The following is a 15,915-nucleotide window of genomic DNA, read 5'->3' as shown; positions in this document are numbered from 1 at the left end:
GCGATCCGGAACAACGGCTCAAGGCGCTCTTCGACCGCGGCACGCTTCGGCTGCTGGCGGCGAAGGACGACTCGGGCGTGCTGCACGGGCGCGGCCAGGTCGACGGGACACCGGCGGTCGCCTTCGCCACCGACGCCACCCGGATGGGCGGCGCACTGGGCCTGGCCGGCTGCCGGCGCATCGTCACGGCGATCGACACCGCGGTCCGCGACCGCGTCCCGGTCGCCGGCCTCTGGCACTCCGGCGGCGCCCGCCTGGCCGAGGGCGTGGTCGCGCTGGACGGCGCCGGCCAGGTCTTCGCGGCCATGGTCCGGGCGTCCGGCCGGGTGCCGCAGATCTCCGCGGTGCTCGGCCCGGCGCTGGGCAGCGCCGCGTACGGTCCGGCCCTCACCGACATCGTGATCGCGAGCCGGGCGGGCCGGGTCTTCGTGACCGGCGACGCCCCCTCCGGTCGCTCCGGCGCGACCGGCTCCGAGGTGGTCCATCTGACCGCCGAGAACGACGCCGCAGCCCTGGGCCGGACCCGCGAGATGATCCTCCTACTGGGCCGCCAGGGCCGCCTCTCCCCCGACGACGTGACCCCCGGCAGCCGGGCCGGCGGTTCCCTGGACACTCTCCTGCCGTCCTCCCCGGACCTGCCCTATGACGTGAAACCGCTGGTCCAGGCCCTGTTCGACGCTGCCGGCACGGAGTTGCACGCCGACTGGGCGCCGAACATCGTCACCGTCCTGGGCCGTTTCGCCGGCCGCACGGTAGGCGTGGTCGCGAACAATCCCATCGCCCTGGATGGCTCCCTGGACGCCGACGCCGCGGAGAAGGCCGCCCGCTTCGTCCGCATGTGCGACGCCCTCGCCGTCCCGCTGATCGTCCTGGCCGACACTCCCGGCTACCTGCCCGGCCCCGGCCGCGACTGGGACGGCGTGGTCCGCCGCGGCGCCAAGCTCCTGCACGCCTTCGCCGAAGCGGTGGTGCCCCGGGTCACCCTGGTCACCCGCCGCGCCTACGGCGGCTCCTACATCGCCATGAACTCCCGCGCCCTCGGCGCCACCGCCGTCTTCGCCTGGCCCACCGCCGAGGTGGCGGCCCTGACCCCCGAGGCCGCCGTGAACGTCCTGCACCGCAAACGCCTCGCCGCCACCCCACCCGGCGAACGCGCCCGCGTCCGTGAGCACCTGGCCACCCACGAGTCGGCCCAGACCGGCGGCATAGACCGGGCGGTGGAGATCGGCGTGGTCGACGCGGTGATTGAGCCCACCCACACCCGCCGCCGCATCGCGCTGGCCCTGGCCGCCGCCCCCGCCGGCCGGGGCGCCCACGGCAGCATCCCCCTCTGAAACCACCGAACCCCATTTCCGGTACGCGTGACGCCGCCCCGCCGTATTGCGGCCGTCCCGCCGGCGCCACGCGAGCATCTGCCGGGTCCAGCCTGTGCCGCGCCCGCCGGGCGGAGATCGGTGGTCCCGGCCGACCCTGGGGGCTGCCCCAAACGCATTGAGGACAGCCCTGGCACGACCCCGGCTGGCGCTGGGGCTGTCTCGCGGGCCGCGAGACCGCCCTGGCGGCCAGCCGAAGTGGATCTCCTGGCCGGCGGGCGCGCTACGGCCTGGACCCGCGGCCAGGTCGCGCGGGGAGCCGGACCACCGAGCTCAGCCCGGCGGGCGCGGCACGGGCGCGACCCGGCAGCCTGCTCGCGCGGAGCGGGCGGGACGGGGAATCTCGGCGGAGGGCGGGGTCACCCGTACCGGAACGGGTCTAAGCGGCGCAGGCGGTCCGGGGGAGTTTGCCGACCGCGATGGGTGACCGGCCCGGCGCCGCGGCCTTTCCGGCGATCACCGCGGCGAGCGCCTCCATGGAGAGCCTGCTCGACGAGTAGGTGGCGATCAGCGTCGGCGAGGTGGCCGCCGCGAGCAGGCCGGGCGAGTCCATCATCACGGTGATCGCCGCCCGGTCGTTGAGATCGACTCGCTCGTCGCCGTAGCCGGTCAGGTGGATGACCGTGCCGCCGGCCGTCTGGACCGGGACGCCGGCCGCCTGGAGGGCCTTGATCAGGTTGGTCCGGGCGACCTCGCGGCTGGCCGGGGCGGTGACCGAGACGGGCCCGGTCGTGAGCGGCCCGGCGCACCGGCCCCGCAGGATCGTGACGGCGGCGGCATCGGCGGCGGCGACGGCCTTCTCGTGGGCCGCGGAACCGACCACCGTGAGGTCCGGCTGCGGGGTGAGCGCGGTGGTGAACTTGAGGGTGAGGATGCGGGTGACCGCCTCGGTGAGGCGTTCCCGCTTGAGGCTGCCGGTCTTCAGGCCGTCCAGGATGCCGTCCCGGGCCGCGCCGATGTCCGGTGGCATCAGCAGCATGTCGTTGCCGGCGTTGAGGGCCCGCACGGCCGCCTCGCCGGCCGGCCACTTCTTGGCGGGGGCCATGTTCATGGCGTCGGTGACGGCCACCCCGGTGAACTTGAGCTGCCCGCGCAGCACATCGGTCATGATCTTGTGGGAGAAGGTGGCCGGGACGCCCTTGTCGACCGAGGCCAGGTTCAGGTGGCCGGACATGACCAGGCCGGCGCCCGCCTCGATCCCGGAGCGGAACGGCGGCATGTCCTGCGTCTCCCACGTCCTGCGGCTCTGGCCGATCAGCGGCAGCTCGCTGTGGCTGTCGGCGGTGGTGTGACCGTGCCCGGGGAAGTGCTTGAGCGTCGCGGCGACCCCGGCCGACTGGAGGCCGCGGACCGCGGCGGCGACCTGTCCGGCGTTCACCCTGGCGTCACTGCCGAAGGAGCGTGATCCGATCACGCCCCCGCCGCCGGTGTTCAGCGTGTCGGCGACCGGGGCGAAGTCGACGGTGATGCCCATCGCGGCGAGTTCCTCGCCGGCGGCGTGCCAGGCCGCCTCGGTGAGGGCCGGTTCCCGGGCGGCGCCGAACGCCATCGCGGACGGCAGCATGGTGACCCCGTCGGCGACCCGCGTGACGACGCCGTACTCCTGGTCCATGCCGATCATCAGCGGCGCGGTGGCGGGCAGTCCCGCGGCCGCCTGCTGGAGCCCGGCGGTGAGCTCGCGGACCTGCTTCGGGTTCTCCACGTTGGTGGTGGGGTTGGTCTTGCTGGTCGGGTCGTCCACGGTGAATCCGACCAGGATGAGGCCGCCGAGCCGGTACTTCGTGATCATCTCGGCCGGGGTGTCGACGCCGGCCAGGCCCTGGTTGGCCTTCGCGTTGTCCGGGTCGACCGCGGTGGCCGAGCTGCCGTAGGCGTAGGGCATCAGCACCTGCCCGGCCAGGTCCTCGTCACTGAGCCGGGCGACCACCTCGGCGGCCCGCGCGGCCGGGTCGCCCACGGGGGCGCCGGGCGCCGACGGCGGGACGCTCGCCGCCGGAGGGACGGATCCAGTCGCGGCCGGGGTCGGCGCCGGCTCGTCGCCACATGCTCCGAGAAGCAGGAGCAGAGGTACGACGAGAGCGCGCGACAGAGTCTTCACGATCGCCATCGAACCAGTTCACGGCAAACGTCGCTACTTGACCCCCACCCGCGCTTTGGGCACGGTTCAGGCAGTTTTGCCCTGGTAGCCGGGTGCAAGACGGTCAGCCGACCCGGGTGAGCAGGGTCACCGGCGCACCGTCACCGGCGTAACGGTAGGGCTCCAGCTCGACGTCCCACGCGGTGCCCAGCGCCTTCTCCAGCGCATGCGACAGCGCCTCGGGCGCACGGACCGAGGACATGATGGCGCGCAGCCGGTCCTCACCGATCTGGATGTCACCCGAAGCGCCCGTCACCCCGTGGAACAGCCCACGGCCGGGGACGTGCATGAACCGCTCCCCGTCGACACCCGGGCTGGGTTCCTCGGTGACCTCGAATCGGATCATGGGCCACTGTCGCAGGGCAGCAGCCAGCTCGGCGCCAGTACCGGCGCGACCGGTCCAGCTGCACTCGGCTCGGCGCATGCTCGGATCGACCGGTTGCACGGTCCATTGCAGATTGACCGGCGCGGTCAGGACGCGCGCGATCGCCCACTCGACATGCTGGCACACGGCGAGTGGGGTCGAGTGGACGTATACGACGCCACACGTTGGCACGGTGACCTCCCGGAGACCGAGGTGCGTCTTCCCCTACGACCTCGACCCGCGGTTGATCGTGTCCCATGATGCCGGGTGGTACGGACGGTGCGCCAGAGAATCCGCAACATCGACTATGGGAGCGGCCGTAGTGGCATACCCTGCCCAACGCCGTTACCTGCTCCGACGGTATGGTCCCGGTGCCGTCGTGTAGAGTTGCCACGGCCTTTTTTCTGCCTTTTCAGCTTTCCTTCAAGGAGTACCGCCGTGGCGAGCAACACTTCAAAGACCGCCCGCGCATCAGTCCGCGCCGGCCAGGGCAGCGGTGGCGCCCTCAGCGTGCTCGGTGAGTACAAATACCTCATCCCGCTCGCCAACGGACGCTTCGCGTATGTGCGCAACCTGACCAACGGCAAGACCACGCACCTGCAGACCAACTCGGACGCGTTCGTCGAGGAGATCCGGGTGCTGGCGGCCGCCGGTCACGGTGCCAAGATCCGTGCTGAGCTGACCAGCCTGAACACCGTCAACCCGGAGCACGGCTGGGCCGACGTCGAGAAGCGTCTCGTGGACGCCGGCGTCTTCGAGGGCTGAGCAAGCGCATCGAAAAGGCGCCTCCCGGTTTTCCCGGGAGGCGCCTTTTCGCATGATCAGCACAAGATCAGTCGAGGAATTCGACCCATCCGCTGTCCAGGTCGTAGACGGCGCCGACCACCCGGACGCGGCCGGCGGCGATCTCCCCGGCCAGATCCGGGTTCTCGCGCAGCCGCTCCGCCGTACGCGCGACGTGCTTGCGGATCGCCTTCTCCGCGGCGTCCTCGTCGTCCAGCCCCACCTCGTGCACGGCCGGCGCCAGCTGGTCCACCAGGTAGCCGACCGAGCCCGAGTCGCTGCCCGGGGTGGCGCCGTCCCGCAGCGCCTGCACGGTGGCGTGCACCGCGCCGCAGCGCTTGTGCCCGACCACCAGGATCAGCGCGACGCCCAGCTCGGTCACCGCGAAGTTGATCGAGCCGATCAGCGAGCGGTCCAGCACGTGCGCCCCGGAACGGGCCACACAGATCGAGCCGAACGACTGATCGAAGATCGCCTCCAGCGGCACCCGGGAGTCGATGCACCCGAAAACCAGCGAGTGCGGCTTCTGCCCCTGCGCGGTGGCCGCCGCCTGAGCGACGTCGTGGCCGTAGCGGGGGTGGCCGTAGACGAAACGTTTGTTGCCCGAGATGAGCTCGCTCAAGGCGGCTGCGGGCGTGCTGACCTGGGCATCGCGAGTGGCCGTCATGAAGGTGATTCTCGTCGGCCCGGCGGTTCGCAACAGTGTTTGCGAGCTAACTCACGGTCCAGAGGCCTTCGGCCCGCGTCAGCCGGAAATCGGATCGAAACGCGCTGGTAATCGCGATGATCGCGAGTGATGATTATTACCCGTGGGTAAACGGGGACCGTGACCATCACGGAGGTACCCATGCAGACGCGTTCAGAGATCACCACGACCGACGGCGTCAAGCTGCATGTGTCGATCTCCGGCCCCCAGGACGCCCAGGTCACCGTGGTGCTGGCGCATGGCTGGTGCCTCGACCGCCGGACCTGGCAGCACCAGATCACCGCTCTCGCCGGGATGGGCCGCCGGGCCCCACGGGTGATCGCCTTCGACACCCGCGGCCACGGCCGGTCCGGCGCCACCCGGTTGCGCGAGGCCACGCTGGCCCGGCTCGGCGACGACATGGCCGAGGTGATCCGCCGCTGCGCGCCAACCGGCCCGGTCGTTCTGGCCGGGCATTCGATGGGCGGGATGACGATCATGGAGTACGCCCACCGCCATCCCGGCGAGTTCGCCGCGCGGGTGGCCGGCCTGCTCCTGATCTCGACCACCGCCGAGGGCCACACCCACACCCGGTACGGACTGCCCGGCAGCCTGGCCAACCTGCTGCGGGCCGGCGAGACCTTCGGGGCGGGGCTGCTCGCCCGTTCCGGCACCTGGCGCCCGCACCGGGCCGTGCTGCCCGCGCTGCGGCCGGCCCTGCGCTGGCTGCTCTTCGGTGACGACTGCGCCGAGGAGGCCATGCTGCTGACCATGCGCAGCCTGGGCCGGGCGCCGCTGCGGTCGATCGGTGGCTTCCGCGAGTCGATCGGCGCCCAGCTGCGGCTGGACACGCTGGCCGAGCTGAGCGGGATGCCGGCCACGGTGCTGGTCGGCGACCGGGACCGGCTCACCCCGCCGGCCTGCGCGGAGTCGATCGCCGGGGCGCTCACCGGGGCCCGGCTGACCGTGCTGGCCGGGGCCGGGCACATGCTCCCGCTGGAGCGGCCGGCGGAGGTGTCGGAGGCGCTGGTCGCGATCGTCCGCCGGGCCGCCCGGGACGCCAAGCGGTCCCGGCGCGCGATGACACGCCCGAGCCGCTGCTCCCGCGCCGCCTAGGGTCCACCCCGATCGTTTCCTCCGGAAATACACATCTCGCGAGGTTTCGGCGAGGATCCTGGGAAGTTCCGACCACGGGGTGACGCCGGGGCTCGTTCGACGCGGACCGGGGCGTAGGAGTAAGTTCGATTGCCCCCTTCGCGCCGAACGCGCTTTGGTGGTGCGCCATGAGAGGGAGAACAGCGGACTTGAGCGACACCACCGTCCTGCAACAGGAGATCGCGGTCGAGCAGCAGCACGTGGACCGCGTCTACGCCCGCCTCGTCGAACTGCGCCGGGACGCCTCCCGTGCCGAGAAGGAGGGCTACCGCCTGGCCGGGGTGGGCACCTTCGGGGCGCTGGTGGAGCGCGACGCGATGGTCTTCCACGCGGCCCGCCGCCGGCACGCCCTCGACACGGAGTACGAGGGGCTCGTCTTCGGCCGCCTCGATCTCAAGACCGGCGCCACCCACTACGTGGGCCGGATGGGCATCCGCGACGACGGCTCGAAACCGCTGGTGGTGGACTGGCGGGCGCCGGCCGCGGCGGCGTTCTACCGGGCCACCGCGGCCGAGCCGCTCGGTGTGGTCCGGCGCCGCATGATCCAGTCCAGCCGGGAGAAGGTCATCGGCATCGAGGACGACCTCCTCGATCCGGACGCGGCCCCCGACGGCATGCGCGTGGTCGGTGACGGCGCGCTGCTGGCCAGCCTGGCGAAGGCGACCGGCCGCGGGATGCGGGACATCGTCGCCACCATCCAGCGCGAGCAGGACGAGGCGATCCGCTCCCCCGCCTCCGGTGTGACGATCGTGACCGGCGGACCGGGCACCGGGAAGACCGCGGTGGCGCTGCACCGGGCGGCCTACCTGCTCTACTCGGACCGCAGCCGGTTCGCGGGCGGCGGGATCCTGGTGGTGGGCCCGTCCGGCGTCTTCGTGGAGTACATCGCGACCGTCCTGCCGTCGCTCGGCGAGGAGACGGCGACGCTGCGTTCGCTCGGCTCGCTGGTGCCCGGCTACGACGCCACCCGGGTCGACTCCGGCGAGGTGGCCGCGATCAAGGGCTCGCTGCGGATGCGGCGGGTGCTGGAGCGGGCCTCGCACGACGCGGTGCCGGGTGCGCCGACCGAGCTGCGCCTGCTCTACCGGGGCACGCTGCTGCGGCTGGACGCGCAGGCGCTGGACCAGATCCGGCGCAAGGTGCTGCAACGCGGGGCACGGCGCAACGAGGTCCGCGGGCACGGCTTCGACCGGGTCTTCGACGCGCTCTGGGCGCAGGCCCGGGAGGCGCGGGTGACCGGGCTGCCGGAGAAGAAGGAGTTCGAGTCGGAGCTGGCCGACCGCAACGACTTCCGGGAGTTCCTGAAGGCGTGGTGGCCACGCTTCACCCCGATGCGGGTGCTGCGCTGGCTGGCCGACCCGAGACGGCTCCGGGCGTACGCGAACGGGCTGCTCTCCCGGGACGAGATCGCCGCGTTGCAGGGCTCGTTCGACGCGCTGGGCGAGCACGGGCCGACGATCTCCGACGTGGCGCTGCTGGACGAGCTGGACGAGCTGATGGGCCGACCCCGGCAGCCGCAGCGGAAGACGAAGAACCCGTTCCACGTCCGGGACGGGATCCAGGAGGTCAGCACGTTCGCGGACCGGCAGGCGGCGGCCCGCGCCCAGCAGGTGCGGCGCGAGGAGGACTACCGGGAGTTCGCGCACGTGGTCGTCGACGAGTCGCAGGACGTGACGCCGATGCAGTGGCGCATGATCGGGCGGCGCGGGCAGTACGCGTCCTGGACGATCGTCGGCGACCCGGCACAGACCGCGTGGTCCGGCGACCTGGACGAGCTGGACCGGGCCCGCGAACGCGCGCTGGGCAGCCGCAAGCGCAACAGCTACGCGCTGACCACGAACTACCGGAACTCGTCGGAGATCTTCGAGGTGGCGGCGCGCGTCATCCGTACGATCATGCCGGATCTGCCGTTGCCCTCCGCGGTGCGCAGCACCGGCGTCGAACCGGCCGATGTGTCGGTGACCACCGGCGGTCTTCCGGAGGCGGTGCGGGAGCTGACCGAGAAGCAGCTCGCCGAGGTGGACGGCACGATCGGCGTGATCATGCCGGTGCCGCGGCACGACGAGGTGGCCGGCTGGGTGGCCGGGCTGCCGGAGCGGGTCCAGGTGGTGACCGCGCTGGAGGCCAAGGGCATGGAGTACGACGCCGTCGTGCTGGTCGAGCCGTCGCAGATCGCGACCGACCCGGCCGGGGTCCGCACCCTCTACGTGGCCCTGTCCCGCGCGACGCAGCGACTGACCACGGTGGGCACGAACCCCGGCTGGCTTCCTCAGGGGATCGGCACGGAGACCGCGTCGTAGGTGGTCTCCGGGGTCGGCGGGGTGGTGAAGCGGGCGTTCGGGAGGTAGAAGCGCTCGCGGTACTCGGCGATGGTGGTCGGCACGTCGAAGCTCGGGTCGGTGGTCACCGACACCGGGGTCCCGGTCGTCCCGGACCGGTTCAGCCTGATCTCGGCGATCTGGTTGAGCCGGTTCTGCACCACGTAGAGGTTGCGGCCGCGGAGCCAGAGGCCGTCGCCGTTGGTGAGCAGCGTGTCCCCGACGTCGATGCGTGACGTGACGCCGGAGTAGGAGACCCGGAACAGGAATCCGGTGTTGGACTGCACGATGATCAGGCCGCGGCCGTCCGGCGTCCGGCTGATGCCGTTGGCGTTGTTGCCGGTCAGCAGCGCGATGTCGCCGGTGAGCGGGACCGCGGTGGCCGCCCCGGGCAGTTTGCCGTGCCGGCCGAAGGGCACCTTGAACAGCACGAGGTTGCGCGAGTCGGTGAACCAGGCGGCCTCATCGGTGACGATCACGTCGTTGATGAACGTGGTCGAGCCCACCGGTTGCAGCTGGTAGGACCGGATGACCCGGCCGGTGCCCAGGTCGATGACCCGGGCGTCGCCGCCCGCGCCGCCGGCCACGAAGAGCCGGCCGTCGTCGATCTTGAGGCCCAGCGAGGCGGTCCCCGGGCCCTCGCTGAACACGGCGCCCTCTCCGGTCCGCAGATCGGCGCGGTAGATGTCGCCGTCGACGCGGGAGCCGAAGTAGGCGTAGGGCTTCCCACCGATCGCGATCCCCTCCGGCTGGAAGCCGCTCGGCAGGGTGATTGTGCTGGTTAGTGGGCTGGTCAGGGCCGCCGAGGCGGGTGCGGCGGTTACGGTCACCGCACACGCGGTGAGGCAGAGAACGTTCGCAAGGGTACGTCGAAGCACGAAACTTCCTTTCCGATGCGGAACGGGTCATCGAGATTCTCATCGCACGGCACCGGGGTCACAACCGTTTGCACATATAGCAATGTCCGCATACATTAGCGGCGGCCTGCCGGACGACGGAGGGTAAACGACATGGGAGCCGGCCACGACCACGGAACCCGGGACCTGCTCACCAGCGGGTCCGGGCATCGACGGCGCCTCTGGTGGGCGGCCGGGCTGCTGACCGTCTTCATGGTCGTCGAGGCGGTCGCGGCCGGGATCACCGGATCGCTGGCGCTGCTCTCCGACGCCGGGCACATGTTCACCGACGTGCTGGCGATCGCGATGACCCTGGCCGCGATCACCGCCGCGCACCGGGCGAGCACCGACTCGCGCCGCACCTACGGGCTCTACCGGCTGGAGGTGCTGGCCGCGCTCGCCAACGCGGCACTGCTCACCGTGGTGGCCGGGTTCGTCCTGGTGCAGGCGGTGCAACGGTTCACCGATCCGCCGCACGTGCCGGCCGGCTGGATGCTGGTGGTCGCGGTCGGCGGCCTGCTGGCGAACCTGGTGGCGTTCGCGCTGCTGCGCTCGGGGGCCAAGGAGAACATCGGGGTGCGCGGGGCCTACCTGGAGGTGCTCGGCGATCTGCTCGGGTCGGCCGGGGTCATCGTGGCGGCGCTGATCATCTGGCGCACCGGATGGGCGTACGCGGACCCGATCGTCGCCGTCCTGGTGGCCCTCATGATCCTGCCGCGCACCTTCGCCCTGGGCCGCTCGGCGATCCGGATCCTGGTCCAGGCCGCCCCCGAGCACCTGGACGTGGCCCGGGTCCGGGAGCGGCTGGCCGCCGTGCCGGGCGTCTGCGACGTGCACGACCTGCACGTCTGGACGCTCACCGAGGGCATGGACGTGGCCTCCGCACACCTGCGGCTGGACCCGCAGGCGGAGCTGGGCACGGTGCTCACCGCGGCGCGCGAGGCGCTGCACGAGGACTTCCGGATCGACCACGCCACGCTCCAGGTGGAGCCGGCCGGGGCGGCACGGGACTGCACGCCGGTCAGCTGGTAAACGTCGAGCTTTAAACCTGATCTGTACTTTTTGCGAACCGCCACGCCGGATGCGCGAAAAGATAACAATGCGAGACATGAGTGACGGGCGAGTCATGGTCTTCGCGCCGGCCCCACAGCTGACGGTGACCATCGAGCAACACCACGACGAGCCCGAGCTGCACGTCCATCCGGGCGGCCAGGGCATCTGGCAGACCCGGATGATCACGTCGCTCGGGGCCCGGGTGACGCTCTGCGCGGCGGCCGGCGGCGAGGTGGGCCGGGTTCTGGCCCCGCTGCTGGCCCTGCCCGGCGTCACGCTGCGGCTGGTCATGCGCGAGCACGGCAGCGGCTGGTACGTGCACGACCGGCGGGGCGGCAGCCGCCAGGAGATCGCCGAGCGTCCCGGCACCCCCCTGTCCCGGCACGAGCTGGACGAGCTGTACAACCTGACGCTCGCCGAGGGCCTGCGGGCCGGCATCGCCATCCTGAGCGGCCCGGCCCATCCCTCGGTGATCAAACCCGAGGTGTACGGCCGCCTCGCCGCCGATCTGCGGTCGAACGGCTGCAAGGTGATCGCCGACCTGTGCAGCCGCCACCTGGCCGCGGTGCTGGAGGCCGGCATCACCGTCCTCAAGATCAGCCACGAGGAGCTGATCGCCGACGGGATGGCGCCGGACGGCAGCACCGGATCCCTGGTGAAGGCCCTCATCCAGCTGCACGAGAGCGGCGCCGAGACGGTGCTGGTCTCCCGGGCCGACGAGGGCGCGCTGGCCCTCTTCGACGGGGAGATCTACACGGTGGCGCTGCCCCGGCTCACCCCCGCCGAACACCGGGGCGCCGGCGACTCGATGACGGCCGGGGTCGCCGCCACCCTGGCCCACGGGGGCCATATCGAGGAGGCTGTACGTACCGGGGCGGCGGCAGGGGCGCTGAACGTCACCCGGCACGGGCTCGGCACCGGGCACGTGGACGCGGTCCGGGTCCTCACCGAGCGGGTCCGGCTGACCCCGATAGAGAAGGCATGATGACCCCTCAACCGGGCAAGCAACCCCGAATGCGCATTCTGATCACCAATGACGACGGCATCGAGGCACCCGGGATCCGCTGGCTCGCCCACGCGGTGGCGCACGCCGGCTACGACGTGGTGGTGGCCGCGCCGCTGAGTGAGTCCAGTGGTAGCAGTGCCTCGATGACCGCGGTCGTCAAGGACGGCAAGATCGTCTCGGAGCAGCGCGAGCTAGCCGGGATCAAGAACATTCCGGCGTACGGGGTGGCCGCCTCCCCCGCCTACATCGTCCTGCTGGCGCTGCGCGACGCCTTCGGGCCGGCGCCGGACATCGTGCTCTCCGGCATCAACCGGGGCGCCAACGCGGGTGCCGCCGTGGTGCACTCGGGCACGGTCGGGGCCTGCCTCACCGCCTCGCACGCCGGGATGCACGGCCTGGCCGTCTCGCTCGACGTGCTGACCCCGGCGGCGGCCACCGCGGCCAGTGGCGGCGCCGCCATCGCCGCCCTCGACCACCTCGACGACGAGCAGCACCACTGGGGCAGCGCGGCCGACCTCGCGGTCCGCCTGCTGCCCTCGCTGCTGCACACCCCACCCGGCACGATCTTCAACCTGAACGTCCCGGACCTGCACGTGGACGGCATCCGTGGACTACGGCAGGCGACCCTGGCGGGTTTCGGCCAGGTGCAGATGAGCATCGCCGAGGCGGGTGACGGCTACGTCCGGACCGCCGTACAGGCCGCCGAGGAGACCCCGGACCCCGGCACCGACCTGGCCGCGCTCGCCGAGAACTTCGCCGTGGTCACCCCGATCCGGGCGCCCGCGGAGGCCGACGTCCGGATCAACGTCGGCGCCGTCCAGGTGCAGACGCCCGCCTTCTGAGCGGGCGCCGCGGCAGGCGTCAGGCGTTGACGGTCTCGTCGAAGGGCTGCGGGTTGCCGAAGAGGCCGAGGAGCCCGGTGACCCAGAGCTGCCGGTGCGCGAAGCGGCTGGGCCGGGTGACCACCAGCTTGACACCGCTGACCCCGGCAAGCTGGAACGCGGCCACCAGGGCGCTGATGCCGACCGAGTCGATGAAGGTCACATGCCGCATGTTGAGCTCGATCCGGGCAGGGGATCCGGAGGACAGCTGAGCCGCCACGGCCTCACGGATCTCGTACGCGTTCTCGACATCGATCTCGCCTCGCGGGGAGACCTCCACCGCGCCGTCGGCCAGCGTCGACGTCGTTATCGACAGCGTCACGCCTCTTCCCTCCACCCGCCCGGTCGCTCCGGGCGTTGTTCCTTTAAACGCGAGAATCGGCCATGCCGACCTTGGACAAGTCAGCACGACTCCTCCCCGGAAGGTTCGGTAGAAACTGCCCGAAAGGTTAGGCGCCGAACCTGTTAGTCACCTGAGTGGTCCGTGTGAACCCGGTCAACCCTACTGCGCCGCGTCAAATCGTTTTGGAACCGTGATGGCGTCCACAGCGGACGTTTGCGGAGGGTTGATCCGGGGCAAGCTCTGCCGGGAAGTCCGTGCAACCGGAGGTGCAGACGATGTTCTCGAGGAAGAACCAGGCCGAGAAGACCGCCGAGGAGGCCTGGGAGCAACTCCAGAGCGCGTGGGCCACGGCCGGGGACAGCGCCGGCCGGGCCGGGCGGAAGAGCCGGAAGCTCGCCGGGCGGGCCGGCGACCGAGTGACCTATGTCACCGACGAGGCGTGGGTCCGGGCCAACGCGGCCGCGAGCGCCCTCGCCGGCCGGCGGCCGCGACGCCCCTGGGGCCTGATCGTCGTGGCCGGCCTGGTCGGCATCGCCGCCGGTTGGGTGGCCGCCGGCACCGCGCGGGCCGCCCTGGAGCGGCAGGCCGAGAACGAGGAGATCGAGCTGGCCGAGACGGCCGTCGTGGTGACTCCGGCGCCCGGCGAGAGGTGACCCGGCGGGGCCGTTTCCGCAGGCCCTTGCCGACCTCCCACGAAAGGCCACGGCTCTGTACAGTTGAGCGGCATTCGGCTTGAACTCCTACAGATAAGGTCCGCTGGTGCTCAACGCGGGAAACCTCCTGGACAACCGTTACCGGTTGGACGAGCGCGTCGCCACCGGCGGGATGGGCGACGTCTGGCGCGGCACCGACGTCGTGCTGGGCCGGACCGTCGCGGTCAAGGTGCTGCGCACCGCGATGCTGGAGGATCCGGAGTTCGCCGCCCGCTTCTACGGCGAGGCCCGGATGATGGCGGCGTTCCGTCACCCCGGCGTGGTCGAGGTCTACGACTACGCGAGCGACGGCGACTACGAGGGCCCGGAGAAGGTCGCCTATCTGGTGATGGCCTTCGTGGAGGGCGAGCCGCTCTCCGCCCGGGTCAAGGAGGGCCCGCTCGGGGTCGCCGAGACCATGTCGATCGTGGCGCAGGCGGCCGACGCGCTGCACGCCGCCCACGAGAACGGGATCGTCCACCGCGACGTCAAGCCCGGCAACCTGATCGTGAAGCCGACCGGCGCGGTGATCCTGGTCGACTTCGGCGTGGCCCGGTCCAATGCGATGACCAGCGTCACCGGTGTCAACGCGATCGTCGGCACCGCTCTCTACATGGCGCCGGAGCAGGTGGCCAAGGGCAATCTGACACCGGCCACCGACATCTACGCGCTGGGAGCGGTGGCCTATCACTGCATCGCCGGTGTGCCGCCGTTCGACGGGGACAACGCTCTCCAGGTGGCGCTGCGCCATCTGGAGGACGATCCGGAGCCACTGCCCGACCACGTTCCGTACGAGGTTCGGGACCTGATCGCCCGGGCGATGGCGAAGCAGCCGGCTGACCGGTTCCAGAGCGCCGCCGAGTTCGCCGAGGCGGCGTTCGCCGTGGCCGGGCCGATGGACTGGAAACGGCTCACCGGCACCACGCTGGCCGCCCCGATCAGCCCGGCCGCCCGGATGGGCAGCGGGCAGTTCCCGGTCACCCGGATGGGGACCGGCCAGTTCCCGACCACGCCGATCAGCCCGGCCACGCCCCGGCCGGCGCCGATGCAGCGTGCCGTCCCGGCGCCGGTCCCGTTCTCCCGGCCGGGCTCCAAGGCGGCGCAGCCACCGGCGCAGCGTCTGCTGATGTTCGCGATCCTGGCCCTCTTCCTGGTGGCCGGCGGCATCGGCGTGGCGTTCGCGTTCAAGAGCGACCAGCCGGTCCAGGGCAGCACCGGCGAGCAGAATCAGGGCAACCAGGCCGACCCGATCCTCCCGCCGCAGCCGAGCGCGGAGGACTCCCCGTCCGCGGTGGAGACCTCGGAGACCAACACCCGGCCGACCAGGACGAAGAAGACGTCGTCGAGCCGTTCGGCCAGCCCGTCGTCGGCCTCGCCGTCGGTGTCGTCGTCGGCGCCGGATCCCACGGACCCGACGACCACCCCGCCGACCGACCCGACGACCGACCCGACGACCACGGCGCCGACGACACCGACGACGGATCCGGCCACCGACCCACCGGTGAACCCGGGCGGCTGAGCCCCGCACCTGAAAAACAACTAATCCTCAACTCGGGCGGACCACAGCCGATGTTCCCGACGGCACGGAGAAGCATCCGGCCGCTAGGGAAGAGGAACGATGACAGTCCACCTTCCACCGGAGCCGGGGCGGTACCCCACCGCTCCGCCGTGGGCCAGACCGCCGGAACCCGATCCGGCACCGGTGGCCCCGCCGGTCGACCCGACCGGTCACAAGCACGGCCAGCTGCTCGTCCGCTTCCCCGGGGAGGTGCACGCGGCGGGCCGCCCGGAGGCGCCGTCCTGGCGCCCGGTGGTGTACTGGACGTTCTTCCTCAGCGCGCTCGGCATCATCTCGGCGCTGCGGAGGTCCGGTCAGGCCCGCGGGTACGGCCGCAAGCGCTCGCCCTACTGGATCGCCTACGGCGTGACGGTGCTGGGCGGCGCCGCCGTCTGGGCGGCGCTGACCTTCACCGTGGTCGTTCCGGCCTACCACGCCTATCAGGAGGACCGGATCACCACGGTCCTCCAGGACACCCTCGCCGTGGACAGCCGGATCACCAGAGAAGTCGGCGAGTTCACCGCTGTGGCCTGCCTGGGCGAGAGCGACCGGAACACCGAGGGGCTGCGCACCTATCTGTGCACGTTCGAGCTGCCCACCGGCAAGAGCACCGGCATGTACGTGGCGGCCGACGCCCGCGGCAACTGGCAGGAGCCGGAGTGAGCGGGCCG

Annotated in this window: 15 protein-coding genes; 10 read left to right on the top strand and 5 right to left on the bottom strand. The window is 71.7% G+C overall.

From position 1 onward, the window contains the following. Window positions 1-53 precede the first annotated feature (53 nt). The gene (locus tag KZ829_RS23320; RefSeq protein WP_443611885.1) at window positions 54-1,334 is read left to right on the top strand and encodes an acyl-CoA carboxylase subunit beta; all 1,281 of its coding nucleotides are present in this window, start codon (window positions 54-56) and stop codon (window positions 1,332-1,334) included. 418 nt (window positions 1,335-1,752) lie between these two features. On the opposite strand, the gene KZ829_RS23315 is transcribed toward KZ829_RS23320, so the two are convergent. Then, complete coding sequence (locus KZ829_RS23315) at window positions 1,753-3,480, bottom strand: glycoside hydrolase family 3 protein (protein ID WP_220146047.1); 1,728 nt, start codon at window positions 3,478-3,480, stop codon at window positions 1,753-1,755. A 94-nt stretch (window positions 3,481-3,574) separates the two neighbouring features. Further along, window positions 3,575-4,066 carry a DUF3145 domain-containing protein gene (locus KZ829_RS23310; protein ID WP_220146046.1) on the bottom strand — a complete coding sequence of 164 codons (492 nt, stop codon included), beginning with the start codon at window positions 4,064-4,066 and terminating at the stop codon, window positions 3,575-3,577. Between the two features lie 246 nt (window positions 4,067-4,312). Here KZ829_RS23310 and KZ829_RS23305 point away from each other — a divergent pair, with 246 nt between their 5' ends. Next, window positions 4,313-4,639 carry a hypothetical protein gene (locus KZ829_RS23305; RefSeq protein ID WP_183226133.1) on the top strand — a complete coding sequence of 109 codons (327 nt, stop codon included), beginning with the start codon at window positions 4,313-4,315 and terminating at the stop codon, window positions 4,637-4,639. A gap of 67 nt (window positions 4,640-4,706) precedes the next feature. Here KZ829_RS23305 and KZ829_RS23300 read toward each other — a convergent pair whose 3' ends face one another. Then, on the bottom strand, window positions 4,707-5,324 hold the full coding sequence (locus tag KZ829_RS23300) for a carbonic anhydrase (protein ID WP_220146045.1): 618 nt from the start codon (window positions 5,322-5,324) through the stop codon (window positions 4,707-4,709). A 180-nt stretch (window positions 5,325-5,504) separates the two neighbouring features. Between KZ829_RS23300 and KZ829_RS23295 the strand changes: the two genes are divergently transcribed. Then, window positions 5,505-6,458 carry an alpha/beta fold hydrolase gene (locus KZ829_RS23295; RefSeq protein ID WP_220146044.1) on the top strand — a complete coding sequence of 318 codons (954 nt, stop codon included), beginning with the start codon at window positions 5,505-5,507 and terminating at the stop codon, window positions 6,456-6,458. Between the two features lie 188 nt (window positions 6,459-6,646). After that, window positions 6,647-8,797 carry a HelD family protein gene (locus KZ829_RS23290; RefSeq protein ID WP_220146043.1) on the top strand — a complete coding sequence of 717 codons (2,151 nt, stop codon included), beginning with the start codon at window positions 6,647-6,649 and terminating at the stop codon, window positions 8,795-8,797. On the opposite strand, the gene KZ829_RS23285 is transcribed toward KZ829_RS23290, so the two are convergent. Continuing rightward, the gene (locus KZ829_RS23285) at window positions 8,767-9,693 is read right to left on the bottom strand and encodes an SMP-30/gluconolactonase/LRE family protein (protein ID WP_220146042.1); all 927 of its coding nucleotides are present in this window, start codon (window positions 9,691-9,693) and stop codon (window positions 8,767-8,769) included. The two genes, KZ829_RS23290 and KZ829_RS23285, sit on opposite strands and share 31 nt — an antisense overlap. Before the next feature lie 132 nt (window positions 9,694-9,825). Here KZ829_RS23285 and KZ829_RS23280 point away from each other — a divergent pair, with 132 nt between their 5' ends. The 3 genes from KZ829_RS23280 to surE all read left to right on the top strand — a co-directional run bounded on the left by KZ829_RS23280 (window position 9,826) and on the right by surE (window position 12,612). Continuing rightward, entirely contained in the window at window positions 9,826-10,743 is a 918-nt protein-coding gene (locus KZ829_RS23280) for a cation diffusion facilitator family transporter (RefSeq protein ID WP_220146041.1), read from the top strand. A gap of 67 nt (window positions 10,744-10,810) precedes the next feature. Next, entirely contained in the window at window positions 10,811-11,749 is a 939-nt protein-coding gene (locus KZ829_RS23275) for a 1-phosphofructokinase family hexose kinase (RefSeq protein ID WP_238487763.1), read from the top strand. Between the two features lie 29 nt (window positions 11,750-11,778). Then, window positions 11,779-12,612, top strand: coding sequence for a 5'/3'-nucleotidase SurE (surE, locus tag KZ829_RS23270; RefSeq protein WP_183226139.1), 834 nt, complete (start codon window positions 11,779-11,781; stop codon window positions 12,610-12,612). A 19-nt stretch (window positions 12,613-12,631) separates the two neighbouring features. Here the strand turns inward: surE and KZ829_RS23265 are convergent, their stop codons facing one another. Continuing rightward, complete coding sequence (locus KZ829_RS23265) at window positions 12,632-12,973, bottom strand: STAS domain-containing protein (RefSeq protein WP_220146040.1); 342 nt, start codon at window positions 12,971-12,973, stop codon at window positions 12,632-12,634. A gap of 296 nt (window positions 12,974-13,269) precedes the next feature. Between KZ829_RS23265 and KZ829_RS23260 the strand changes: the two genes are divergently transcribed. The 3 genes from KZ829_RS23260 to KZ829_RS23250 all read left to right on the top strand — a co-directional run bounded on the left by KZ829_RS23260 (window position 13,270) and on the right by KZ829_RS23250 (window position 15,907). Next, window positions 13,270-13,647: a hypothetical protein gene (locus KZ829_RS23260; RefSeq protein ID WP_220146039.1), complete on the top strand. Its 378-nt coding sequence runs from the start codon at window positions 13,270-13,272 to the stop codon at window positions 13,645-13,647. A gap of 106 nt (window positions 13,648-13,753) precedes the next feature. Beyond that, window positions 13,754-15,205 (top strand): serine/threonine-protein kinase, encoded by a 1,452-nt coding sequence (locus KZ829_RS23255; protein ID WP_220146038.1) that lies wholly within the window; start codon window positions 13,754-13,756, stop codon window positions 15,203-15,205. 99 nt (window positions 15,206-15,304) lie between these two features. Beyond that, window positions 15,305-15,907, top strand: coding sequence for a hypothetical protein (locus tag KZ829_RS23250; protein WP_220146037.1), 603 nt, complete (start codon window positions 15,305-15,307; stop codon window positions 15,905-15,907). Window positions 15,908-15,915 lie beyond the last annotated feature (8 nt).

The organism is Actinoplanes hulinensis, from assembly GCF_019429605.1.
Classification (GTDB): Bacteria; Actinomycetota; Actinomycetes; order Mycobacteriales; family Micromonosporaceae; genus Actinoplanes; species Actinoplanes campanulatus.
Note: the sequence above shows the minus strand (reverse complement) of the source record. Positions and strands in the feature narration are given on the sequence as shown.